This window comes from Phocaeicola massiliensis B84634 = Timone 84634 = DSM 17679 = JCM 13223, assembly GCF_000382445.1.
GTDB classification, from domain to species: domain Bacteria; phylum Bacteroidota; class Bacteroidia; order Bacteroidales; family Bacteroidaceae; genus Phocaeicola; species Phocaeicola massiliensis.
Genome location: NZ_KB905472.1, coordinates 501,528 through 526,677, shown reverse-complemented (window position 1 = coordinate 526,677; position 25,150 = coordinate 501,528). Strand labels below are relative to the sequence as shown.

The 25,150-nt window shown below is 43.1% G+C and carries 24 protein-coding genes; 14 read left to right on the top strand and 10 right to left on the bottom strand.

Annotation, left to right across the window (positions count from 1 at the left end; all coding sequences use genetic code 11):
* Positions 1-10: 10 nt before the first annotated feature.
* The 7 genes from HMPREF1534_RS16725 to HMPREF1534_RS16755 all read left to right on the top strand — a co-directional run bounded on the left by HMPREF1534_RS16725 (position 11) and on the right by HMPREF1534_RS16755 (position 6,532).
* Complete coding sequence (locus HMPREF1534_RS16725; RefSeq protein ID WP_005936466.1) at positions 11-1,402, top strand: S41 family peptidase; 1,392 nt, start codon at positions 11-13, stop codon at positions 1,400-1,402.
* Positions 1,403-1,485: 83 nt separating this feature from the next.
* A complete protein-coding gene (locus HMPREF1534_RS16730) occupies positions 1,486-1,977 on the top strand; it encodes a copper resistance protein NlpE N-terminal domain-containing protein (protein WP_005936463.1) in 492 nt (163 codons plus the stop codon).
* Positions 1,978-2,104: 127 nt separating this feature from the next.
* Positions 2,105-2,743 carry a DUF4136 domain-containing protein gene (locus HMPREF1534_RS16735; RefSeq protein WP_005936454.1) on the top strand — a complete coding sequence of 213 codons (639 nt, stop codon included), beginning with the start codon at positions 2,105-2,107 and terminating at the stop codon, positions 2,741-2,743.
* 33 nt (positions 2,744-2,776) lie between these two features.
* Positions 2,777-3,403: an outer membrane beta-barrel protein gene (locus HMPREF1534_RS16740; protein WP_005936451.1), complete on the top strand. Its 627-nt coding sequence runs from the start codon at positions 2,777-2,779 to the stop codon at positions 3,401-3,403.
* Positions 3,404-3,558: 155 nt separating this feature from the next.
* Positions 3,559-4,308, top strand: coding sequence for a polyprenol monophosphomannose synthase (locus HMPREF1534_RS16745; RefSeq protein ID WP_005936448.1), 750 nt, complete (start codon positions 3,559-3,561; stop codon positions 4,306-4,308).
* On the top strand, positions 4,305-5,645 hold the full coding sequence (locus tag HMPREF1534_RS16750) for a dihydroorotase (RefSeq protein WP_005936446.1): 1,341 nt from the start codon (positions 4,305-4,307) through the stop codon (positions 5,643-5,645). The genes HMPREF1534_RS16745 and HMPREF1534_RS16750 overlap by 4 nt, the downstream gene beginning before the upstream one ends.
* Entirely contained in the window at positions 5,642-6,532 is an 891-nt protein-coding gene (locus HMPREF1534_RS16755; RefSeq protein WP_005936444.1) for a vitamin B12 dependent-methionine synthase activation domain-containing protein, read from the top strand. The genes HMPREF1534_RS16750 and HMPREF1534_RS16755 overlap by 4 nt, the downstream gene beginning before the upstream one ends.
* 80 nt (positions 6,533-6,612) lie before the next feature.
* On the opposite strand, the gene HMPREF1534_RS16760 is transcribed toward HMPREF1534_RS16755, so the two are convergent.
* Positions 6,613-8,055, bottom strand: coding sequence for an IS4 family transposase (locus tag HMPREF1534_RS16760; protein ID WP_005936442.1), 1,443 nt, complete (start codon positions 8,053-8,055; stop codon positions 6,613-6,615).
* Positions 8,056-8,297: 242 nt separating this feature from the next.
* Here HMPREF1534_RS16760 and HMPREF1534_RS16765 point away from each other — a divergent pair, with 242 nt between their 5' ends.
* Entirely contained in the window at positions 8,298-9,314 is a 1,017-nt protein-coding gene (locus HMPREF1534_RS16765; RefSeq protein WP_005936440.1) for a metallophosphoesterase, read from the top strand.
* Between the two features lie 88 nt (positions 9,315-9,402).
* Positions 9,403-10,155 carry a lysophospholipid acyltransferase family protein gene (locus HMPREF1534_RS16770; protein WP_005936438.1) on the top strand — a complete coding sequence of 251 codons (753 nt, stop codon included), beginning with the start codon at positions 9,403-9,405 and terminating at the stop codon, positions 10,153-10,155.
* A 3-nt stretch (positions 10,156-10,158) separates the two neighbouring features.
* On the opposite strand, the gene HMPREF1534_RS16775 is transcribed toward HMPREF1534_RS16770, so the two are convergent.
* Entirely contained in the window at positions 10,159-10,872 is a 714-nt protein-coding gene (locus HMPREF1534_RS16775) for a DUF4369 domain-containing protein (RefSeq protein ID WP_025066873.1), read from the bottom strand.
* A 195-nt stretch (positions 10,873-11,067) separates the two neighbouring features.
* Between HMPREF1534_RS16775 and HMPREF1534_RS16780 the strand changes: the two genes are divergently transcribed.
* Both HMPREF1534_RS16780 and HMPREF1534_RS16785 read left to right on the top strand, forming a co-directional pair.
* A complete protein-coding gene (locus tag HMPREF1534_RS16780; protein WP_025066872.1) occupies positions 11,068-13,233 on the top strand; it encodes a S46 family peptidase in 2,166 nt (721 codons plus the stop codon).
* Positions 13,233-15,419 (top strand): S46 family peptidase, encoded by a 2,187-nt coding sequence (locus HMPREF1534_RS16785; protein WP_005936433.1) that lies wholly within the window; start codon positions 13,233-13,235, stop codon positions 15,417-15,419. The genes HMPREF1534_RS16780 and HMPREF1534_RS16785 overlap by 1 nt, the downstream gene beginning before the upstream one ends.
* Before the next feature lie 562 nt (positions 15,420-15,981).
* Here the strand turns inward: HMPREF1534_RS16785 and HMPREF1534_RS16790 are convergent.
* Both HMPREF1534_RS16790 and HMPREF1534_RS16795 read right to left on the bottom strand, forming a co-directional pair.
* Positions 15,982-16,326, bottom strand: coding sequence for a hypothetical protein (locus HMPREF1534_RS16790; protein ID WP_018452322.1), 345 nt, complete (start codon positions 16,324-16,326; stop codon positions 15,982-15,984).
* The gene (locus HMPREF1534_RS16795; protein WP_005936429.1) at positions 16,323-16,619 is read right to left on the bottom strand and encodes an FtsB family cell division protein; all 297 of its coding nucleotides are present in this window, start codon (positions 16,617-16,619) and stop codon (positions 16,323-16,325) included. Before HMPREF1534_RS16795 ends, HMPREF1534_RS16790 begins: the two co-directional genes overlap by 4 nt.
* 119 nt (positions 16,620-16,738) lie before the next feature.
* Between HMPREF1534_RS16795 and HMPREF1534_RS16800 the strand changes: the two genes are divergently transcribed.
* On the top strand, positions 16,739-18,571 hold the full coding sequence (locus HMPREF1534_RS16800; RefSeq protein ID WP_005936427.1) for a DNA polymerase III subunit gamma/tau: 1,833 nt from the start codon (positions 16,739-16,741) through the stop codon (positions 18,569-18,571).
* 71 nt (positions 18,572-18,642) lie between these two features.
* On the opposite strand, the gene queF is transcribed toward HMPREF1534_RS16800, so the two are convergent.
* Genes queF through HMPREF1534_RS16815 form a run of 3 tightly spaced genes read right to left on the bottom strand, consistent with a single transcriptional unit; the run spans position 18,643 to position 20,474 of the window.
* Entirely contained in the window at positions 18,643-19,098 is a 456-nt protein-coding gene (gene queF, locus HMPREF1534_RS16805; protein WP_005936426.1) for a preQ(1) synthase, read from the bottom strand.
* A gap of 29 nt (positions 19,099-19,127) precedes the next feature.
* Positions 19,128-19,784 (bottom strand): 7-cyano-7-deazaguanine synthase QueC, encoded by a 657-nt coding sequence (gene queC / locus HMPREF1534_RS16810; protein ID WP_005936425.1) that lies wholly within the window; start codon positions 19,782-19,784, stop codon positions 19,128-19,130.
* A gap of 3 nt (positions 19,785-19,787) precedes the next feature.
* Positions 19,788-20,474, bottom strand: coding sequence for a queuosine precursor transporter (locus HMPREF1534_RS16815; protein ID WP_005936424.1), 687 nt, complete (start codon positions 20,472-20,474; stop codon positions 19,788-19,790).
* Positions 20,475-20,639: 165 nt separating this feature from the next.
* On the opposite strand from HMPREF1534_RS16815, the gene nth reads away from it, so the two are divergent.
* A complete protein-coding gene (gene nth / locus HMPREF1534_RS16820) occupies positions 20,640-21,284 on the top strand; it encodes an endonuclease III (RefSeq protein WP_005936423.1) in 645 nt (214 codons plus the stop codon).
* Here nth and HMPREF1534_RS16825 read toward each other — a convergent pair.
* Genes HMPREF1534_RS16825 through HMPREF1534_RS16835 form a run of 3 tightly spaced genes read right to left on the bottom strand, consistent with a single transcriptional unit; the run spans position 21,281 to position 23,957 of the window.
* Positions 21,281-22,060: an MBL fold metallo-hydrolase gene (locus HMPREF1534_RS16825; protein ID WP_005936422.1), complete on the bottom strand. Its 780-nt coding sequence runs from the start codon at positions 22,058-22,060 to the stop codon at positions 21,281-21,283. The genes nth and HMPREF1534_RS16825 overlap by 4 nt on opposite strands.
* 7 nt (positions 22,061-22,067) lie before the next feature.
* Positions 22,068-23,081 carry a UDP-N-acetylmuramate dehydrogenase gene (gene murB / locus HMPREF1534_RS16830; protein ID WP_005936421.1) on the bottom strand — a complete coding sequence of 338 codons (1,014 nt, stop codon included), beginning with the start codon at positions 23,079-23,081 and terminating at the stop codon, positions 22,068-22,070.
* Positions 23,082-23,096: 15 nt separating this feature from the next.
* Entirely contained in the window at positions 23,097-23,957 is an 861-nt protein-coding gene (locus HMPREF1534_RS16835; RefSeq protein ID WP_005936420.1) for a DUF4348 domain-containing protein, read from the bottom strand.
* A 111-nt stretch (positions 23,958-24,068) separates the two neighbouring features.
* Here HMPREF1534_RS16835 and pheS point away from each other — a divergent pair, with 111 nt between their 5' ends.
* Positions 24,069-25,103: a phenylalanine--tRNA ligase subunit alpha gene (gene pheS, locus HMPREF1534_RS16840; RefSeq protein ID WP_005936419.1), complete on the top strand. Its 1,035-nt coding sequence runs from the start codon at positions 24,069-24,071 to the stop codon at positions 25,101-25,103.
* Positions 25,104-25,150: the final 47 nt, after the last annotated feature.

The following is a 25,150-nucleotide window of genomic DNA, read 5'->3' as shown; positions in this document are numbered from 1 at the left end:
ACAATATAAAATGAAATATTTACTACATACATTTTACTTGCTGACAACTCTATTTTTTATCACGTCATGCGGAGTAGACCGCAGTGGAGAATATTATGCGCTTGTAGGCGACGATATGTGGATAGAAGAAGTAATGAAACAACATTATCTATGGTATGACCAAATACCTGAAATTTCTGAAAAAGATTATTTTGCCGAACCGGAAGAATTTCTACAGAAATTACTCTATACAAAAGCATTGGATGGAAAAGGAGACCCGTTCTCGTATGTAGAAATGAAAGCAAATGTCAGCCGTTCTTTCCTCAATCAGACATCGACTTACGGATTCGACTTCGAACTCGTCACCGATCCGCTGGGAACGACCTCACACACCTATGCGCGAGTATTGTTTGTTCTTCCCGATTCACCGGCATCAGAAGCCGGTCTTCAACGCGGTGACTGGATTTCTGCCGTAGGAGATGCACAAATCAATGTCAACAATTATGGTTATCTGATTTCGGGAGACGCCACCACATTGACAAGAAAAAGTATAATTGCCGGTGAAGATGACTATATTTGGACAGATGTCGATGTGCTTTCTATCGGGGCATCACGTCCGGTGGAAATAAATCCGTTTTATATCAACAAAGTATTTAATGTAAACGGTAAGAAGATTGCCTACATGGTATATAATAAATTCAGTACCGGCCCCCTAGACAACGGATACGAAACGGACTACGCACAACAGATGTTGCAAATCTTCTCAGAGTTCAAGAGTGAAGCTCCCGATGCATTTATTCTCGATCTCCGCTATAACCCCGGCGGCTATCTGACTTGTGCCCAAGAACTTGCCAGCTTGTTGGCGCCGGAATCGGCACTCGGCAAACCGTTTTGCACCATGCAATATAATGATATCACGACTCCACAGGACACTACGTATAATTTCATTTCAACAACGTCTGCACAAAATCTTAACCTGAACAAACTATATGTCATCACCTCTACTTTTACGGCTTCTGCATCCGAAGCCGTAATCAACTGCCTGCGTCCTTACATGGGTGACGACAATGTGGTAGTGATAGGTGAAACCACAGTCGGAAAACCGGTTGCCATGTCCGGCTACACTAACGATGAGATAGACTTTATCTTATGGCCGGTAGTGGCATACGTACTCAATGCCGACGGCAAAGCGGATTATGTAAACGGTATCACTCCCGATTACAAATTGAACGAAAGAGGACTTATCTCTCCTCTTCTCCCGTTGGGCGATGAAAACGAATTGATGCTGAAAAATACCCTTTCATTAATCACTACCGGCACAATGCCCGATGCGGAAAAACCGGAAGAGACAGAAACTCAATCGGCAAAAGTACTTTACAACTCACTCAGCAGAAAGAAAATAAACGGGGTACTGTTACGCTGAAAACAAAAAAATTCACTCTGCTAAACAAAATAAGTCAGACAGGTGTTATTTAGCCAAATAACCATTAAAAACCTGACTTAATAATGAAAAAAGTATTTATTGCAGCAGCCTTGGCTGCCATGATTGCTTCTTGCGGCTCCAAAGGAAATAAATCTGCCGAAATGATAGCTGAAAGCGAAAGTGACTCTTTGTTTGCCGTTAATGACAGCACTTTGGGCGATTTACAAACCTATACTTACGAAGGCGTTTTACCCGGCGCTGACGTCTCGGGTATCAACTATCTGCTCACTCTGCAAGAAACAGGAGAAGACTCACTGGGTACATATAATCTGACTACCACTTATTTAGGTGCCAACAACGGACAAGATCAGGTATTTACCGATAGCGGTACCGTTGTAACCATTATCGGCATCCCCAATGACAGCACCGCCATTATCTACCAACTTGTTTCGGCAGCTCCCGGCCATGAAAAGACCAATTTTGTAGCCGAAGGCGACAGCGCACTGACCATGGTGGGCAAAGATTTCAAAAAAGCGATATCAAAACTGAACTATACGCTCAAAAAGAAACTTTAACAAGAAGCTCTGTCCTTTGAGAAAAAGTTCACAAAAAAAACGATTGTAGTGAACAAAAGCGTAACTCCTCCGTTTTTAGGAGTACAACAAACGAAAAAATCAGTATTAACTTAAACAAAAACTTGACATGAAAAAATTAATTCCTATCCTACTGGCGGTCTTTGCCTTGGTATCTTGCGAAAAAGACCCGGACATGGACAAACTGGACAATGAGTATCTAGTATTTACCAATCATGACACTAGTGCTAAATTCAACAGCTTCAGCACTTATTACGTTCCCGACAGCATTCTTGTAATCGGAGATTCTAAAGAACCGGAATATTGGAAAGATGATAATGCGCAACTGATTATCAGTGCATTCGTTGCCAAAATGGACGGTGCCGGTTACATGCGTACACCAGACAAGGAAGATGCCGACCTCGGATTGCAATTGAGCTACGTAGCCAGCACTTACTACTTTAACGGTTATTATAACAACGGTCCATGGTGGAACTATTATCCCGGTTATTGGATTCCCGGATACTGGGGCGGATACTGGGGAGGCGGATGGTACTATCCTTACTCCATCACTTATAGCTACAGCACCGGTTCATTATTGGCTGATTTAGTCAATCTGGGTGCGCCCGAAGGAGCTAAAGAAAAACTGCCTGTTGTATGGAATGCTTATATCAGCGGTCTGATCGGCAGCAGCGGCAGTCTGAATGTCAACCGTGCTACAACGGCTATCAATCAGGCATTTGCACAAAGCCCTTATTTGAAGAAATAAACAAATAAATCATTTTAATAAATTAGCAAGTTTATGAAAACCATAAAATATTTTACTTATAGAATAATGGCGGTAGCTGCCATCGCCATTGCCTTTGCTCTACCGGCAAAAGCACAAATTACTCCGATGACCTACTTTAATGTAGACTGGCAGTTCAGTGCTCCTATCAGCAACAACTTTTCAAACAAAGCAAGCGGCTGGGGTATGAACTTTGAAGGTGGATATTATGTTTTACCTGATTTGTCTATCGGTGCATTTATTAATTATCACACTAACAATGAATACATTCCACGTCAGACATTGCCTATCAACAGCTCGTCTGCACTGACCACCGACCAACAACATTCCGTATTCCAATTGCCTTTCGGTTTTGCCACTCACTATCGCTTTAGTGACGGTATCTGCCAACCTTATATCGGATTGAAATTGGGTGCCAACTATACAAAGATGTCCAGTGATTTCTACATCTACGAAGTAAAGGACGACACATGGGGCTTCTATGTATCTCCCGAAATCGGTGTAAATATTTACCCATGGCCCAACAGTATCGGCTTTCATTTGGCAGGATTTTACAACTATTCCACCAACAAGGGAACCGTGTTTAACTATGACATGGATAAATTGCAAAACTTCGGATTCCGCGTAGGTGTGGCTTTCTAAAGAAAACTAAACTATTCTGTAAGATGAAAGGGTTATCCATGCGTAAAAGCAGGGTTAACCCTTCTTTTTTTATTTAATAAAATTAAATTCTGCAGAGGTTCATAATATATTAATTACATTTGTATGATATTTATTCAGCTAATACAAATAAACGTATGGAGAAATCCGATAGCATCATTATTATACCAACCTATAACGAGAAGGAGAATATAGAAAATATTATCCGGGCTGTATTCGGTTTGGAGAAGTTCTTTCATATCTTAATCATAGAAGACAGCTCTCCTGACGGCACGGCAGCTATTGTACGCCGGTTGCAGCAGGAATTTCCCGACCGCCTGTTCATGATAGAGCGCAAGGGTAAACTGGGATTGGGAACTGCCTATATCACCGGGTTCAAGTGGGCGATAGAAAAAGGATATGACTATGTATTCGAAATGGACGCCGACTTCAGCCATAATCCCAATGATTTGCCCCGGTTGTATGACAAATGTGCCCGCGAAGGTTATGACGTAGCCATCGGTTCGCGTTATGTCAGTGGAGTAAATGTTGTAAACTGGCCGATGGGACGTGTCTTAATGTCTTATTTTGCATCGAAATATGTACGTATAATCACCGGTCTGCCCATCCATGACACCACAGCGGGATTCAAATGCTATCGCCGGCAGGTACTTGAAACTATCGGATTGGACAAAATCCGTTTCAAAGGTTATGCCTTCCAGATAGAAATGAAATTCACTGCTTATAAATGCGGATTCAAAATAGCCGAGGTTCCGGTCATCTTTGTCAATCGCGAATTGGGAACTTCCAAAATGAACAGCAGCATCTTTGGTGAAGCGATTATGGGAGTCATCCAACTGAAATGGTATAGCTGGTTCCATAAATATCCTCAAAAGAAAAACTTATGAAACGTACTTGGATAAAGAATGCGCGAATTGTGAATGAAGGAAAGACTTTTCACGGTTCGATTGTAATTGAAAATGACAGAATAGCAGAAGTGATAGCAGACGGCACTCTCCCACTCCATCCCTGTGATGAGGAAATAGATGCCGGGGGGTGCTACCTGATGCCGGGTGTGATAGATGATCATGTGCACTTTCGCGACCCGGGACTGACCCATAAAGCGGATATGCATACAGAGAGTACAGCCGCAGCAGCCGGAGGAGTGACCTCTTTTATGGATATGCCCAATACAACCCCGCAGACCACCAATCTCGAAGCGCTGGAAGCCAAGTTTGCCGATGCTGCAACGAAAAGTGTAGTGAATTACTCATTCTATTTCGGTGCAACCAACAATAATGCAGATATGCTGTCTCAACTGGACAAAACCCGTATATGCGGTGTGAAACTTTTCATGGGAGCCAGTACCGGCAATATGCTGGTAGACCGCATGGAAGTGTTGCGCAAAGTCTTTGCCAATGCCGGTATGCTGATTGCCACCCACTGTGAAGAACAAGCTATTATCAGTGCGAATACCGTTGCTTTCAAAGAAAAATACGGAGAAGACCCGGACATCAAATACCATCCCGAAATACGGAGTGCAGAAGCCTGCATGCATTCTTCTTCCCTGGCAATAAAACTAGCCGAAGAAACAGGAGCACGCCTGCACATTCTACATGTAAGCACAGCCGGCGAACTAGATTTGTTTGAAGACAAGCCATTGAGTGAAAAGCAAATAACATCGGAAGCATGTGTTTCACATCTCTATTTCTGCGATAAAGATTATGAAACGCTGGGAGCACGCATCAAGTGCAATCCAGCCATCAAGACTGCAACCGACCGTGAAGCATTACGACAGGCTTTGGCCACCAACCGTATCGATGTAATCGGCACCGACCATGCTCCCCATTTGCTGAAAGAAAAACAAGGTGGTGCTTTAAAGGCCGTTTCGGGTATGCCGATGATACAATTCTCACTGGTGGCTATCATGGAACTGGTACGGGAAGGAGTGCTGACCATTGAACAATTGGTACAGAAAATGTGTCATGCTCCCGCTGAATTATATCATATAGAAAAGCGGGGATTTATCCGACCGGGGTATTATGCCGATTTGGTTTTGGTAAACCCCGATAGTCAATGGACAGTAACTTCCGACTGCATCTTGAGCAAATGCGGATGGAGTCCCATGGAAGGACAGACATTCCACTCACAAGTAGAAAAAACGTTTGTTAACGGGCATTTGGTCTACCATAACCACCAAGTAGACAAAGCCCACAGAGGAAAAGAACTAAGATTTAAGCGATGATCGTACATTACAAAATACATCAAGTCAGTGAATACATAAACTGGATTTATTTTTTTCATGCATGGGGTTTCCAGCCTAAATATGCTGCCATAGCCGATATACATGGGTGTGACTCGTGTCGTGCCATGTGGTTGGCCGGTTTTCCCGAAAAAGAGCGACCGAAAGCTGCAGAAGCAATGCAACTGCTGAAAGAAGCCCACAGAATGTTGAATGAATTGGATGCCGACTTTGAGACGCATGGCATTTTTCGCTTAATGGATGCCAATGCCGATGGCGACAACCTATATCTGGACGGGAGCACACGTTTCCCACTACTGCGCCAGCAGGCAGTCAAATGTAAAGCAGACGAACCGTTTCTCTGCTTAAGTGATTTCGTACGTCCTCTGTCTTCAGGCATCAAAGATAAAGTAGGAGCATTTGCCACCACCGTGGATGCCGATATGGAGCATCTTTATGACAAAGATGACTATAAACGGATGCTGGTACAGACTCTCGCTGACCGTCTGGCAGAAGCAACCGCCGAAAAATTACACGAAGATATCCGCAAGACGACATGGGGATATGCACCCAATGAGAATCTCAGTGTAAAAGATTTGCATAATGAGAAGTATCAGGGAATCCGCCCTGCCGTCGGCTATCCTTCATTACCCGACCAATCTGTCAATTTTGTGTTGAATGAATTGCTGGACATGAAGCAGATAGGTATTTCTTTGACCGAAAATGGCATGATGAAGCCTCATGCCTCTGTCAGCGGACTGATGTTCGCCCATCCTGCCTCATGCTATTTTTCCATCGGGAAAATAGGTGAAGACCAACTGACCGATTATGCCAACCGACGTGGAATGAACATAAAAGAAATGAAAAAGTTTCTGGCTGCCAATTTATAGATTTCATTTTTTTATAAAGACCAATTGCCATGATGCTAATAAAACTCTTTACTTAAGTTTCGCAAGTAAAGTGTAGCTCCTCAGGCGGCTGGTGTCAGCCTGTCGAAAGCCTGCTTCACAGCTTTGATTTGTTTATCGTTTGATATTACTTGTTCAGTCAGAACCATTGCATCACAGTTAAGTACCTCGGCAATGACGTTTATAACTTCTACAATCAGCAGCCAGATTTTTTCTGCTACTGAAAGTTCAACAGAGTTCTTTGAAATTTCAGCAAAGAGTCCTCCGATAGTTTCGTATGACTCATAGCGTTTGACATAACTGAGAATATTGTATTGCAGTACGCACAATGATATGCCTGCAATCTGTCCGGCGAAGTCTCTGCACTGGTTCTTTCCGAGTTTAAGATTTTGCTTCATCTCTTTGTGAGCCACTTCGATAACCCATCTTCTTGAGTAAAGTCTGAAGGCTTCTTTCGCATCAAGTTTCAAATCCGAGGTAAGCAGAGCATTCCAATTGCCGTTCTTGCCTCTTCTGTAGAAGAACAGGCAGACCTTAATGCTGGAGATTTTAGCAGAGACAGTTGCTGTGTAGTAACCGATTGAGCGGCTATACTTTACGTTCTTGGATTTTTGGAGAGCCTTGATAAGTTCAGGCGCTGTCTTGTTTCCAAGATCTGTCTCATACTTTGTCTTGCCCATCTTTATCATTCCGATAAGGTGGCATCCAAAGTGCCTTGAGACCACGAACTTCAAAAGTTCAGAGCAGGTAAACCAACTGTCAACAAGAAGATAATCGAAACGTACACCCTCTATGATTGAGCGCTTGAGCATGCTGATGGCCGTCTCAATCTTACTTGCAAAATACTCAGCGCTACGCCTGGCAATACGCTCATCCCCTGAGTGTTCCTTACAATAGCGAGCCTCCGTCTGTTTCTTGAATAACCCCTGTGGCTTATCGCTTCGTTTTCCCTCCTCTCCATGGAGAGAAAAGTCAAGGAGAAACTGGGATACACCATCCGTAAAGCAGAGGAACATTGCCTTGAATCCAAGTATAGGCTTCATTTGGGTATGAGAGAATACCTTGCCAATCTTCTCGGTCTTGAATCCGGTCTTCGGAAGGTCTGTATCATCGATGATGACGCATCTGATGTCCGACTTCAATGTCGTTCTGCGTTTCACACGTGAATACAACTGCCTGAAAACCGAGTAGATTATACGTCGCCAATTGATGTTGCCGTCGTTCATGAAACGATAGAACATATCTTTGTGGCAGACAAATATCTTACCCAGGGCAGAAGACGAATAGTTGGCAGCATTCTTAATTGAAAAGAACGGGAACAGAACAAGCAGTTGTAACACCTGAAGACAGGTGAATTTGCAATTCGGATTCTTAACTGACCCGATAACTTTGCTTTGTATCCTTATGCTGTTCATAATGGTTGATATGCTGTTTATTGCCTTGCTGGAGTCATTGTTTGCAAAAAACTCTTGGAGTTCACCGATAATATGTCTATTTTTGTTCATGGCTAAAGGGTGCTATATGTTTGTTTGGCGACATTAATATAGTGATAATCATTGAATTATCAAACTCTTTAGCCTTTTTTTATTACATTATTTGAGTACTTGCGAAACTTGAGCTCTTTATATTTTTCTTATTACTGTTGATATTGCCCGACTGGTATATATACAGAGCTTACATCCATCGTGTATCACAAAAATGGATTCGCCGGGCTTATTGGATACCAACATTATTTCTGGTCACAGGGATGACGGTGATTTTCTCTATCCACGAGCCAATGCCCGATTCCATGTACCGGCTCAGCAATTTTCTGTTGATATTCCTATGCTTTGCCGTACCTAAAGCCATATTTGTCATCGTCATCCTTATCATGAAACTGCTTTTTCTCATTTCGGGACGAAGACTCTATGGAGGATATATTGCAGGTGTAGTGGCACTGGCATCATTGGCATACGTCGTATATGGTGCCACCGAAGGAAAACAGCATTTTCAAATCAGAGAAGTGACTATAACTTATAAAGATTTGCCGGATGCTTTTGACGGCTATCGCATTCTCCAACTTTCGGATATCCATTCGGGCAGTTGGACACGAAATGGAAAAGCAATACAAAAAGCTGTGGATATGGTCAATGCCGAACAAGCAGACCTGGTGGTTTTTACAGGTGACATTGTCAACAACATAGCCACCGAACTGGATGAATTCATACCTATACTCAGCCAAATAAAAGGAAAAGACGGAGTCTACTCAGTACTTGGAAATCATGACTATTCTCCCTATATCAAATGGAATACAAAAGCAGAGCAACAAACCAATCTCGACAGCTTATTAGCCAAAGAAGCACGCATGGGCTGGCAAGTGCTGAATAATGAACACACCATCATTCATCGGGGACATGACAGTATTGCTTTAGTGGGAGTAGAAAATAGCGGTAATCCTCCTTTTCCCAATTATGGCGATCTTCCCAAAGCCTTAAAGGGTACAGACGGAATATTTAAAGTATTACTCAGCCATGACCCGACACACTGGCGCCGCGAAGTATTGCCCGAAAGTGATGTGCAATTAATGCTATCGGGACATACCCACGAAATGCAATTCAGCATCTTCGGATTCTCTCCGGCTAAATTTGTTTACCCCGAACACAACGGATTATACCGGGAAGGCAATCAGGCTCTTTTTGTCAATGTAGGACTGGGATATCTGATGTTCCCCATGCGCCTCGGAGCATGGCCGGAAATAACAGTCATCACTTTGAAAAAAGAATAATCAAATGTTTTCCAATTATAAGTTATTACTGTTTGCCTGATAAATTATCTTTTTTTTCTATCTTTGTATGATTTAAAAATTGAGAACAATGAAAGCACTCTATATTTTATATCAGATTTTTATAGCACTTCCCATACTTCTTGTATTGACAATACTTACGGCCCTTGTCACTATTGTAGGTTCATGGATAGGCGACCCGCATGTTTGGGGATATTACCCCGGAAAAATCTGGTCACAACTATTCTGTTATGTATTGCTGATTCCCGTAAAAGTAGTAGGGCATCCCGAAGTACTGGACAAAACTTCATATGTCTTTGTTGCCAACCATCAGGGCTCATTCGATATATTCCTCATTTACGGCTTTTTGGGCCGCAATTTCAAATGGATGATGAAGAAGAGCCTGCGGAAAATGCCTTTTGTTGGTAAAGCATGCGAAGCGGCAGGTCACATTTTTGTAGATAAATCCGGACCGAAGAAAGTAAAAGAGACAATCGAACATGCCCGTAATGTATTGCAGAACGGAACTTCATTGGTCGTATTTCCCGAAGGGGCACGCACCTTTACAGGACACATGGGATATTTTAAGAAAGGAGCTTTCCAGTTGGCGGATGAGTTACAACTGCCGGTCGTACCGCTTACTATTGTCGGTTCATTCAATGTTCTCCCGCGTACCGGAGGTTTCGTCTCATGGCATCCGATGACATTGATCATTCATAAACCCATATATCCCCAAAGCCAGGGAATAGACAATATCAAAACAACCATGGAAGAAGCTTATAAAGAAATAGAAAAATCATTGCCGGAAGAATATCAGGGAAAAGTGGACAACCCCGATCAATAATCTTTAATCGAGGGGAACAGGTTGTGTACTCTTCAGTTTCTCCATATTGGCACGAGCTACCGTGATATACTCCTTCACCATCGGATTATTTTTGAAACTGTCGGGAGCATCTTTAACGATTTCCTCAATCATCGGAGTCATGACCGGATAATCAAAGTTACTGCATATCATGATAAATACCCCCGGTCCCAATACATTATCATAATTCTTTTTAATGAACTGCTTTGCCAAGTCATTCATCTCAGCAGCCAGTTTCTCACGTTCTGTCATAATAACATGGTGAATCTCATTGGGATCTTTTCCATCCATAATCATACGGCTTTCCTTACGCTCTAACTCGTAGGCACGGTCATCAAGCGAAGTTTTCTTTCCCACAAAATCATAAAGACGGTCATTGAGCGGAGTTCCGCTTACCACGATGCGGGCATTGTCTATGTTAATGGCTATCTTCCCTTTTTCGATAACAAAAGGCATGATATTTATATCATCCATATATAAAGAAGCAATAACGGACGAATCCAAAACTCCTTCCATTTTAAATATCCCATGAATAACCTCGGCAGAATCAACCTTCACCATGCGGTCACCATCGGGAACTTTTATAAACAGCATCTTTCCATCCAACCTCGAAACAGAAGAACTACCTTCTATTTTATATTCGCTGGCACACGAGGTCAAAGCCAATAAAGACACTACAGAGAAAAAAAGTTTATTCATGCTCATCTACACACCCTTTACTACTTTTTGGTGAGCAAAGGTACAATCTATAATCCACTGACAAAAATTTTTTATTATAATTTAAAACTTAATATAAGATTATCACTGTGATTGAGTTTTTTGACTGATACTTGCCGTTTTTTTTCTATTTTTGTAACCGATATAAGTATAAAGAAATAACATTTAGTACACAACATGAAAAGATTTAAACTCTTAATGCTCGCATTAATGTGCGTGGCATTCTTGCCATCAAAGGCAGACGAAGGTATGTGGTTGTTGCAACTCATGCAGGAACAGCACTTGGCAGACCGCATGAAAGCACAGGGTCTGAAGCTGGATGCCGACGACATCTACCACCCCAACAAAGTTTCGCTGAAAGATGCAGTAGGTATCTTTGGCGGAGGATGTACCGGAGAAATTATTTCTCCCGACGGACTTATCCTGACCAATCATCATTGCGGATATGCTTCTATCCAACAACACAGTTCAGTAGAACATGACTACCTGACAGATGGTTTTTGGGCAAAAAGCCGTAAAGAAGAACTCCCTACTCCGGGCTTGAAGTTCAAATTTGTAGAACGTATTGTGGATGTCACAGATAAAATAAATGCAAAGGTAAAAGCCGGAGAAGTGAAGGAAGAAGAAACATTCGGTCAGCCTTTCTTACATAAATTTGCCAACGAGGAACTGAAAGCAAGCGACCTGAACGGAAAGCCGGGTATCAGTGCACAAGCGCTTCCTTTCTATGCCGGAAACAAATTTTATCTGATTTATTTAAAAACATACAGTGACGTACGTATGGTTGCCGCACCTCCTTCATCTATCGGTAAATTCGGTGGGGAAACCGATAACTGGATGTGGCCCCGTCATACTTGCGACTTTTCTGTATTCCGTATCTATGCAGACGCTAACGGTGAACCGGCCGAATACAATGAAAACAATGTTCCTCTCAAAGCTAAGAAACATTTGGCTATCTCACTGAAAGGTATCGAAGAAGGTGATTATGCCATGATTATGGGCTTCCCCGGAAGCACCAGCCGCTACTTGACTCAAAGCGAAGTCAAACAGCGAATGACCGCCAGCAATGAGCCCCGTATCCGCATTCGCGGTACCCGTCAGGATGTACTGAAAAAAGAAATGGCAGCCAGCGACAAAGTGCGCATTCAGTATGCCAGCAAATATGCGGGAAGCAGCAACTACTGGAAGAATTCCATCGGTATGAACAAAGCTATCGCAGACAATAAAGTACTGGAAACGAAAGCGGCTCAGGAAGCCCGCTTTGCCAAGTTTGCAAAGGATAACAATCGGGCCGACTATGCAAAGGTGGTAGGAGAAATCGATGCCATTATCGAAAAGAGCAACCCTGTTCTTTATCAATTCACTTGCTTCAATGAAATTTTGAGAAGCGGCATTGAGTTCGGTACTCCTTATATTGTAATGGACAGCCTGAAAGTAGCGGTAAAGAACAAAGATAAAGCCGGTATCAAAAAATATACCGATATGATGAAGAGCGTTTATGAATCCGTTCACAACAAGGATTATGACCACGAAGTAGACCGCAAAGTAGCCAAAGCCCTGTTGCCCCTCTATGCCGAAATGGTAGAAGCTGACGCGTTGCCTTCTTTCTACCAGACAATCCAAAACGATTTCAAAGGAAACTATGATGCATATATCGACAATTTATATGATAATTCCATCTTCTCCAATGAAAAGAATTTCAATAAATTCATCAGCAAGCCCAATGTAAAAGCTCTTGAAAAAGACCCGATGTATGCTTTTGTCAAATCCAAATATGCACTGGGTGATAAATTGGTTAAGGAATTGTCAACTGCACTCAATGGATTGGAACTGCTGCACAAAACGTATGTACGCGGCTTATGTGAAATGTATTCTCCCGAACCTAAAGCACCGGATGCCAACTTCACCATTCGTCTGACTTATGGTAACGTGAAATCTTATAATCCGAAAGACGGTATACACTACAAGTATTATACGACATTGAAAGGTGTAATGGAAAAAGAAGACCCCACCAATCCCGAATTCGTAGTTCCCGCCAAACTGAAAGAGCTTTATACTGCCAAAGACTTCGGACGTTATGCATTGCCTAACGGTGAGATGCCGGCTTGTTTCCTCACGACCAATGACATTACAGGTGGTAACTCAGGTTCTCCGGTCATCAACGGCAGCGGTGAACTGATTGGTACTGCCTTTGACGGCAACTGGGAATCACTGAGTGGAGATATCAACTTTGACAATAACCTCCAACGCTGTATTGCCGTAGACATCCGCTATGTACTCTTTATTATCGACAAACTGGGTGGTTGCGGTCACCTGATTGACGAAATGACAATAGTAGAATAATGAAAAAGACAATCATATTATCACTTCTCAGCTTCACCACCCTTGCCGGCCATGCCGACGAGGGTATGTGGATGTTGACAGACCTGAAAGAACAAAATGCCGCCACCATGTACGACATGGGACTGGACATCGGCATTGACAAAGTATATTGCCCCGACAGTATCAGCCTGAAAGATGCCGTGGTACATTTCGGCGGAGGATGCACCGGTGAAGTTATTTCAGCAGAAGGACTGGTGCTGACCAATCACCATTGCGGATACGGATATATCCAGCAACACAGTTCGGTGGAGCACGACTACCTGACAGACGGATTCTGGGCGATGACCCGCAAGGAGGAATTGCCTTGCGAGGGGCTGACCGTTACTTTTATCGACAAAATTCTGGATATCACTCCTTATGTAAAAGAACAGTTGGCTAAGGACAAGGACCCGGAAGGCCTGAACTACCTCTCTCCTTCTTACCTTGGCAAAGTGGCCGAACGCTTTGCCAAGCAGGAGAACATAGAAGTCACTCCCTTCACGGCCTTGGAGTTGAAACCTTTCTACGGAGCAAACCGTTACTATCTTTTTGTAAAGACCATCTACAAGGATGTCCGCATGGTGGGTGCTCCCCCTTCTTCCATCGGAAAGTTTGGAGCCGACACAGACAACTGGATGTGGCCCCGCCACTGCGGTGACTTCTCCATGTTCCGCATATATGCCGCCCCCGATGGCAAACCGGCCGAATACAATGAGAATAATATCCCCCTGAAAGTGAAGAAACACCTTACGATCAATCTGGGCGGTGTGAAAGAGGGCGACTTTACTTTCGTAATGGGATTCCCCGGACGCAACTGGCGTTATATGATTTCCGATGAGGTGGAAGAACGTATGCAGACTACCAATTTCATGCGTAAGACAGTGCGTACGGTACGCCTCAACAATCTGCTCGAAGAAATGCTGAAAAGTGATAAAGTACGCATCCAGTATGCCAGCAAGTATGCATCTTCTGCCAACTACTGGAAGAATGCCATCGGCATGAACGAAGGACTGATTCACCTCAATGTGCTCGACACCAAGAAGCAGCAACAAGAAAAACTTCTGGCATACGGCCGCAAAACGGGAACAGATACTTATCAAAAAGCATTTGATGCCATCCGCGAAATCGTAAGCAAACGCCATGACGCTGTTTATCACCAGCAAGCCATCTATGAAGTTTGCAAACTGGGAACGGAATTCTATAAAATTCCTTCCACAGACCAAGTGCTGGAAGCACTGAAACAAGGTTACAAAGTGCCCCACGCTACCAAAGAAATCAATCCGCTGGATCATGCATTGAGCCGGTTGGGTAAACAGGCCGACAAGTTCTTTAATAAAGATTACAGTCCCGAAGTAGACCGCAAAGTCTCAAAGGCACTGTTAAAGACTTATGCCGAACTGATTCCTGCCGAACAGCGCATCAGCATATTCCGGGTGATAGACAAGAAGTTCAAAGGAGATATCGATGCATTTGTAGATGCTTGTTTCGATACTTCTATCTTCCGCAGTCGTGAAGCCTTTGACCGGTTCATGGCCAAACCGGATGCCAAAACCATAGAAAACGACTTGATGGTGCAATATGCCAAATCCGTAGACGAAGGGTATGAAAAGACCGACCAGGCTATGAAAGCAGAAACGGATGCATACAACCTTGCACACAAGACATGGGTGGAAGGTATGATGAAACTGAAACAACAGGAAGGCACACCCATTTATCCCGATGCCAACTCTACATTACGTCTCACTTACGGAAAAATCGGCTCTTACAGCCCGAAGGACGGAGTGGAATACAGTTATTATACGACACTGAAAGGCGTAATGGAAAAAGAAGACCCGGATAATTTCGAGTTCGTGGTGCCGGCAAAACTGAAAGAATTGTATAACAACAAGGATTTCGGCCGTTATGCCATGAAAAACGGAGAAATGCCTATCTGCTTTGCCACAGCCACCGATAATACGGGAGGTAACTCCGGTTCACCGGTCTTCAACAGTAAAGGCGAATTAATCGGTACCGGATTCGACCGTAACTACGAAGGTTTGACAGGTGATATCGCCTACAATCCGCAGTTACAACGTGCCGCTTGCGTAGATATCCGATATACTTTGTTTATCATCGATAAGTTTGCAGGTGCAAAACATCTGATAGATGAAATGACTATTGTGGAATAGTGGTAGTTTGTTTTCATTTTAGCACACTACCTTCCTCGTCTCTAAAAAAGAGGCTGTCAAAACGTGGATAATGCTGTCGTTTAGTTTATAGGGGCAAGGTTCGCTCGCCCGAAAACAGTTTGCTTTGTGCCTTCGGGCAGGCAAACCCTGCCCCTACAGCTGACGATGGGATAGACCGGTTTAGTTTTTTTGCCTTCCTTCCCCTCGAAATCCGGAAATTATACAATACGGGGTGACCGGTCATCTACTTTTTATCTGTAAACAAAAGGAAGATTAAGTTATTTCTGACCACTGTCTAAGACCTTTTAAGCGGAAGATTATTACAGTCTGTTATAACAGACTGTACAGTCCACCGTAACAGACTGTACAGTCCATTGCAGCAGACTATACAGTCCACAGCCGAAGACTATAAAAGTTTGCCGTACGCGAAGACTTAACCTAAAAGGAAAAAGAAGTTAATCCGACTGATGAAAGGACTTATCATCCGGTTATTCTTGGCTTATGTGCGGAGATGAATCAAAATAGAACAAAACCGGCATTTTATTCAAAAGATGAGAATGCTCTACTTGTTCTCTTTATCCAGTTCCTGCGGAATGCGGAATGCTGTATACAGTTCGAGTATGGCAGCAATGGAAAGACAGACAATCCACTCATTACGGTTCATCGTAAACATCAGTACTCCCGCAAAAACCAACGCAATGGCACCAAAGATTTGCTGCCTCCTCAATCGCTTGACGATAAAGTTCTTGCCATCATACCGATTTCCCATCACCTGTACATAGCCGAACATCACCGCACCCACTGTGTATATAAAAGGAGCAAAATCCCAACGGGTTATTTGCAATACTGCACCAAGCAGCAACAGCCCGGCACCTGCCATAAATATTATATTATAAAGATTCTTCATTGTTCAAAAACGTAAACATCCTCATTTGGTTTCTTCATCAGATACTTCTCACGGGCTATTTTCTCCAAAGCCTCGGGATTGCTGGTCAACTCTTTCAGCTTCTCGGTATCCTCCTCATATTGCTTTCTGTATTTTTCTATTTCACTATTTAACGTACTTATTTCATTACGGTGCTTTGCGCGCTGAATCAGACTGTTTTCATCCAAAAAACCAATAACCACAAGAAATACCAGCAGCGTAATCATATACTTATGGTGCCGGATGTAGTTCCAAATAGTCAGCAATTTACTCATATCTAACGTTCTTTTTTCTCCTTTGCGCAAAGATAGAAATATTTCAGGCAACCATACATAAAAACACCGATAATTTATGTACTTTTGCAGAACTCATATTTAGTAAAGGAACTCCGCTTATGGAAAATTATATCGTATCGGCACGAAAATATCGTCCCGCTACATTCGAATCGGTTGTGGGCCAACGTGCTTTGACCACTACCCTGAAAAATGCGATTGCTACCGGCAAGCTGGCACATGCCTACCTGTTCTGCGGTCCACGCGGTGTGGGCAAGACAACCTGTGCGCGTATCTTTGCCAAAACCATCAACTGCCTGTCTCCCACTGCTGACGGAGAGGCGTGCAACCAATGTGAATCGTGCCTTGCCTTCAACGAGCAACGCTCATATAACATTCATGAGCTGGATGCCGCCAGCAATAACTCCGTAGAAGACATCCGTTCGCTGATAGAGCAAGTACGTATCCCGCCACAAATCGGCAAATATAAAGTATATATCATTGACGAGGTACACATGCTGTCCCAAGCTGCCTTCAATGCTTTTCTGAAGACCCTGGAAGAGCCTCCTCATCATGCCATTTTCATCCTTGCCACTACCGAAAAGCATAAGATATTGCCTACTATCCTGAGCCGTTGCCAAATCTATGATTTCAACCGCATCGGCATTAAAGATACCACAGAGCACCTGCAATATGTGGCAAAGCAGGAACATATCAATGCCGAACCCGAAGCGCTGACCGTCATTGCCCAAAAAGCGGATGGAGGTATGCGTGACGCGCTTTCCATCTTTGACCAGGTAGTAAGCTTCACAGGGGGAAACATTACTTATAAAAGTGTCATCGAGAACCTGAACGTATTGGATTACGAATACTACTTTAAATTGACGGATTTATTACTTGAAAACAAGGTACCCGAAGCAATGCTGCTTTTCAATGATGTACTGAAAAAAGGATTTGACGGCAGCCACTTTATTACGGGACTTTCTTCACATTTCCGCGATTTATTGGTGAGCAAGGATGCCTCAACTTTACAACTGCTGGAGGTAGGTGCAAGTATCCGTGAGCGTTATCAGGCACAAGCCCGGAAGTGCGAGGCCAAGTTCCTGTACAAAGCCATGAAGCTGTGCAACGACTGCGATTTAAACTATCGCGCCAGCAAGAACAAACGCTTGCTGGTAGAGCTGACACTGATACAATGTGCGCAACTGACCTTGCCCGACGCTGACGATTTGGCCGGTGGGCGCAGCCCTAAAAAGAATCACATAAAACCCATATTTACACAGCAAGCAACTCCTGAAGTTGCCACGCAATCGCAGCCTCAGGCTCCGGTTGCCGCTGCACAGACCGGTGTTGCTCCGGCTGCTTCATCACCGACTGCAACACAAGGTTCTACAAACGGAATGAATACGGGTGGACGTCCCAACCCGCTGCCTACGACAAAGGAAGAAAAGAAAATTCCAGTATTTAAAGCGGGTACGTTGGGCATGTCCATACGCCGTCCCCTGCATGAACAAACAGCTGAGAAAACAGATGCAAAAAACACCTCTGCCGCCCATGCAACCGCTACATCAAGCAGTGCGTCGTATGAGGATTATATCTTTAACGAAAAAGATTTAAACTATTATTGGCGTGAATTTGCAGCTAATCTGCCGGTTGAAGAGAAAGCGAACTCGGCACGTATGATGAATATGCATCCGAAACTGCTGAATGATACTACTTTCGAAGTATTGGTAGACAACGAGATGGTAGAAAAATATATGACGCAGTTGGTTCAGGCAATTCAAAACCACTTGCGGGAACGTCTCCATAACCGAAAAATAACGATGACAATACGGGTAAGTGCCCCGACTGAAAACATACGTGCCTATAGCCATGTAGAACGTTTCCAGATGATGAGTAAAAAGAATCCCAATCTGCTAAAATTAAAAGAAGCATTGGGGCTGGAATTATCCTAAAGATATTTTGCTTCCACCGAAAGGAGTGAACGACTTTAAGTTCATCTTTCCCTTGGGTGGAAGCCCGCCGTTTATAAATCGTGGTTACGCAAACGATATTGCGCCAATTCTTCATATTTTGTTCCCGGACGTCCGTAATTGCAATACGGATAAATAGAGATGCCGCCACGTGGAGTAAAGATACCTGTTACTTCGATATATTTAGGCTCCATCAGTTTAATCAAGTCCTTCATAATGATATTTACACAATCTTCATGAAAATCGCCATGATTGCGAAAGCTGAACAGGTAAAGTTTCAGGCTCTTGCTCTCTACCATCTTCATGTCAGGCAGATAAGAAATACGAATCTCAGCAAAATCCGGCTGTCCGGTGATGGGGCAAAGACTAGTAAATTCGGGACAATTGAAACGCACCCAATAATCATTCCCAGGGTGCTTGTTAACAAAAGACTCCAGCACCTCAGGAGCATAATCCTGCTTGTATTCCGTCTTCTTTCCTAATATTGTCAGTTCATCTTTTCTTTCCATATAGTTATTATTTTTTAGTTTCAAGTAAATCACTTCTTACTTGCCAGATATTTTTCCAAACCTTCACGGCGAAGTTTGCACGCCGGACAATGTCCGCATCCATCACCCTGAATGCCATTATAACAAGTTAAAGTTTCCCTGCGAATCAAATCAAGAACTCCCAGTTCATCCGCCAGTGCCCATGTTTCTGCCTTGTCAATCCACATCAACGGAGTATGGAGAACAAATTGTTCGTCCATAGCAAGATTGAGTGTGACATTCAATGACTTGATAAAAGCATCCCGACAATCGGGATAACCGCTGAAATCAGTCTGAGACACACCGGTCACAATATGGTTAATGCCATGTTCGCGAGCATAAACAGCTGCAATGCTCAAGAAAAACAGGTTACGCCCCGGAACAAAAGTATTCGGGAAACTATCGGCCGGCTTATCCTGGTCCATTGCAATAGTGGTATCCGTCAATGAATTCTTACCCAAATGACCGATAAAAGAAACATCCATCGCTTCAAACTCTACTCCTGCCCCGGCAGCTATGGAACGTGCCAGTTCCACCTCTTTCACATGTTTTTGTCCGTAGACAAAACTCAACGCATATACTTTACTAAAATGTTTCTTTGCCCAAAACAGACAAGTAGTTGAGTCCTGCCCACCGCTGAACACAACCAATGCATCACTCCTATTCATGATTTATAGTTCTTTGATTTTTAATACATTGTAGGAAATATTCTCATCATAGACATCACTTCCGTCCACCTTCTTTATATAATTCACTACACGGATGGTAACAGGAAGGATAATGATTTCATAAACTGTTTTTAAAAGAGCTTGAAGAATCATCATTTTAATCAGCTCACTCACCGGCATCAACCCTCCGAAAGCAATCGGAAAGAAAATCAGCGAATCGGCACTTTCACCCACCAATGTAGAAGTGATGGCACGAAGTGAAAAATTCTTGCCTCCCGAAGCCAATTTCATCTTACTCATGACATAAGCATTGAGAAAAGAACCAACCAAAAAGGCAGTCAAACTTGCCACAGCAATACGCGGTGCCATGCCGAAAACAAAATTAAATCCTTCTTCCCCTTCCCAAAAGGGTGCTGCAGGCATCATAATGGCAAGTTGCCCCAACGCGACAACCATAAAGTTCATGGCAAAACCCATCCAAATAATCAGTCTTGCTTTACGAAAGCCCCACACTTCGGCTATGCAGTCATTGATGATATAAGAAATAGGGAATACGACAAGCCCGGCAGTTGCAGTAATTTTCCAAATCCGGACTACCTTGGTTTCCAATAAGTTTGCTGCAACGAGACATACACAGAACAGTATGCCAAGCAACATAAAAGATACAGATACAGTGTTATTATTCTTCATTTTTCCTGTTTTTTACGTGGTGTTCTAGAATACACGACCGCTATTCACGGCATCATACGTCTATTTTTTCTAATTCGGATGCAAAGATACGCACTTTTTTGAGAAACAGTATTATCTTTGTAACTAATTTAAATTAAAGACCTCGGGAATAAGTGAAGGACAATCATGAGAAAAAAAGAATTATATGATAAGGTAATAACGTATTTTCAAAATGCAATGCCTGTTGCAGAAACGGAACTGCATTATAACAATCCGTTCGAGCTGCTGATAGCAGTCATCCTCAGCGCACAATGTACAGACAAACGCGTAAACATGATTACCCCGCCTCTCTATCGGGATTTCCCTACACCGGAAGCCCTGGCAGCCTCTACGCCGGAAGTCATTTATGAATACATCCGCAGTGTGAGTTATCCTAACAATAAAGCAAAACATCTGGTCGGCATGGCACAGATGCTGGTTAAAGATTTTCATAGTGAAGTGCCCGGTACACTGGAAGAGCTGATAAAATTGCCGGGAGTAGGAAGAAAAACCGCCAATGTAATTCAAAGCGTGGTATTCAATAAAGCAACAATGGCAGTAGATACTCATGTTTTCCGCGTAAGCCACCGCATCGGCTTGGTACCGAAAACTTGTACTACTCCGCTGGCCACCGAAAAATATCTGATGAAATACATCCCGAAAGAAATCGTTCCGACAGCCCACCACTGGCTCATCTTGCACGGCAGGTATGTATGCATGGCCAGGACTCCCAAATGTGAAGAATGCGGGCTAAACGGACTTTGCCAATATTCATTAAAACCGACAGTCTAACCGACAGAAATTACTTCTCCGTCATAAGCAAAGTGCACATGAGGGGGAAGCAGTTTCTCAACTTCCGAATGTAATCCCATGTGATGGCTCATGTGAATAAAATAAGTTTCTTTAGCTCCGATACGCTTTGCATTGTCCAATGCTTCCTGTAGATTTTGGTGTGTGCTATGAGATTGGGGACGCAAAGCATTCATCACCAGTACATCCAGTCCATTCAGAAGCTCATACTCAGACTCCGGCATGGTCAGCATATCTGTAATCCATGCCATATTACCAATACGGTATCCCAAAATAGGAAGTTTGCCATGCATCACCCGAACGGGAATAATCTCTACCTTAACTTCCTTCGAGTTGCCAACCGTAAAAGGTGAATCCGGCACAATCTCCTTCAACAGGATGCGAGGTACTCCCGGATAAAGATGCTCTGCAAAACAATAAGGAATACGTTGACGCAAACGCTCTGCCGTATATCGTTCCGCATAAACCGGCACATCACGAAAGCGACAGAAGGGACGTAAATCATCCAAGCCACCCACATGATCATAATGCTCGTGACTGATGAATACAGCATCAAGGGGTTTAAAATCATTCAGACGTATCATCTGTTCACGAAAATCAGGACCACAATCCATCAAAATCCGCACTCCCTCTGTTTCTATCAGTCCCGAACAACGCAAACGGTTATCCCGAGGATCATTGCTGGTACAAACCGGGCATTTGCACCCTATTTCGGGTACTCCCGTAGATGTTCCACTGCCTAGTATTGTAATCTTCATATAACAGTTAAATAAAATTCACTTCAGGAGAAACAGTTATCCCGAATTTCAAAAAGACAGACTCTTGTATCTGCCGGGACAAATCTACGATTTCTCTTCCGGTAGCTCCTCCACAATTTACCAATACCAAAGCCTGTTTGGAATGAACACCTGCATTGCCTACCTGTTTACCTTTCCAGCCGCAACGATCAATCATCCACGCTGCCGGAATCTTGACCCTATCTTCTCCCATATTATAATGAGGTATCTCAGGATATTCTCTTTGCAATGCTTCGAATTGCAGACGCGATACAACAGGATTCATAAAAAAACTTCCGGCATTGCCTTGCACCTTCGGGTCCGGCAACTTTGCTTCACGTATCTCAATTACTGTATTACGCACATTGTCCAATGTTATCTCGCATCCGCGTTTCTCCAATTCACCTCTCACATTACCATATTCGAGATTAAAAAGCGGATGTTTTCCAAGACGGTAAGTCACATGAGTAACGATATATTTTCCTTTCAATTCTTTTTTGAATATACTCTCACGATAGGCATAGTGACACTCATCATTAGCAAACACACGTTCCTGCCCCGTAGAGACTTCCAGTGTTTCTACCGAAACAATCAAATCTTTGACCTCCGCACCGTATGCACCAATATTTTGCACAGCCGAAGCACCCACTTCTCCCGGTATCAAAGATAAATTCTCCGCACCATACCATCCGTGCCGCACGGCAAAAGCCACAAAATCATCCCATACCTCTCCGGCTCCTACCCTTATGTCGACAGTTTTATCATTCTCATCCACTACTTCATAACCATGAATGGCCGAATGCAGAACGGTTCCTTCATAATCTGCCGTAAACAACAAATTACTGCCCCCGCCAATATGCAACCATGACGGTTTTAAATAATCCTTATTTGATAATATAGCCTTCAATTCAGCAACCGACCCATATTCTACAAACACAGACGCCTTTACATCCATGCCGAAAGTATTATGCGGCAACAATGAATACTCCTTTATTTCTTTCATCAGTCATTAACAGGGTTAATCGCTTAAATCTTCAAACTGCACTAATTTCCACAACCCATTGCGCCGTTCAAAGTAAAGCGTATTATTAAATCCATTACCGAATCCTTTTATCTCAATTACCTTTGTATTCGATTTAGAATTCTCATTCTGTCCATAATTTACATTTGTCAGAAACTCGCGGGGAAGTACCGGCTGAAAAGCAAACCACTGTCCTGCCTCAAGGGTAGTTTCAATTATTTGAAATTCATCGTCCGGGTCTACCGTAACAAACTTCAATGGATTATGAAGGCGTGTTTGCTGGAAAAGAGAATCATTGGCAAAATGTTCATAGAACTCATAGAAGCTCTCCTTGCTGTCCTCATTCTCCGGCATATCTGCAAAATCAATGGCTTCCAACTTCCACAACCCCTTCAAACGTTCAAAATAATATCTCTTAATCTTGTTTGTCTTCAGATAAATCCACTCAATCTTCACACTGGTAGCAGTAGTATCCTTTTCCGCTTCCATATCCACCGCCTTGTCAAAAAGAACAGTATAAGAGTCCAATTGGCTGAACAACGGGTCGTGTTTCCAATCTTTCTTTTCGATATGTTCCTTCTTATCCATCGTATAATAAGGCAAGGGGAACACAATACGCGACACTTGCAGCTTTTCGTCAATTGCAAAATTGTAGATAAAGTCGGCAAAACTTTCATCTGCGGTAGCCGGAACCATCGGTTCTTCTTCCACCACTTCCATCACTTCCACCGTATCAGGAACGGCAGCCAGCGAATCAATCTCTTCAGTGAGCATCTCGAAGGGGTCTATTTTCTTTTTACCACCTCCACAGGAGCTAATCAGCACAAGCAGACAAACTCCGATAATCAGTTTCTTCATTTTCTATTTTTAGAAAAAATCAATGCAAAAGTATCTCTTTTTTTAGTTTTCAGCAAAATATTCGGTTTAATTCGCTAACTTTGCGGTCATTAAAAAAATAAAGAAGAAAGTATGTTAGCTAAAATAGAACAATTACTTCAGGAAATTGAAGGCTTACACGCTGCTAATGCAGAGGAATTAGAAGCCCTCCGTATTAAATATCTCAGTAAAAAAGGAGCAATTAATGAGTTGATGGCAGACTTCCGCAATGTACCTGCCGACCAAAAGAAGGAAGTGGGAATGAAACTGAATGAGCTGAAAAACAAGGCTCAGGAACGTATATCCACATTGAAGGAAGCTTTTGAAACACAAGACAACGGTGCCGCTGAAATGGATCTTACCCGCACGGCATACCCTATCGAATTGGGAACCCGCCATCCGTTAAGTATTGTCAAGAATGAAATTATCGATATTTTCCACCGTCTCGGTTTCAGTATTGCCGACGGACCGGAAATAGAAGATGACTGGCATGTTTTTTCTTCCATGAACTTTGCCGAAGATCATCCGGCACGCGATATGCAGGATACTTTCTTCGTTGAAGCCAACCCTGAGCATGTACAGGGCAATGTCATTTTGCGCACGCATACTTCATCCGTACAAAGCCGGGTAATGGAAAGCACCCAGCCACCCATCCGAATTATTTGTCCGGGGCGCGTATATCGCAACGAGGCTATCAGCTATCGTGCACATGCGTTTTTCCATCAGGTAGAAGCTCTCTATATTGACAAAAACGTGTCATTCACCGACCTGAAACAAGTATTGCTTTTATTTGCGAAGGAAATGTTCGGTGCCGAAACTCAAATCCGTTTACGTCCTTCTTACTTCCCCTTCACCGAGCCAAGTGCGGAAATGGATATCAGCTGTAATATCTGCGGTGGAAAAGGATGTCCGTTCTGTAAAGGAACCGGCTGGGTAGAAATTTTGGGTTGCGGTATGGTAGACCCGAATGTATTGGAAGCCAACGGCATTGACAGCAAAGTTTATTCAGGATATGCATTGGGTATGGGTATCGAACGTATCACCAACCTGAAATATCGCGTAAACGACCTGCGTTTGTTCTCTGAAAATGATACACGTTTCTTAAAAGAGTTCGAAGCTGCCAATTAATCAGTCTTTGTTTTGAATTTCATAAAACGATTAATAGACGGAACATT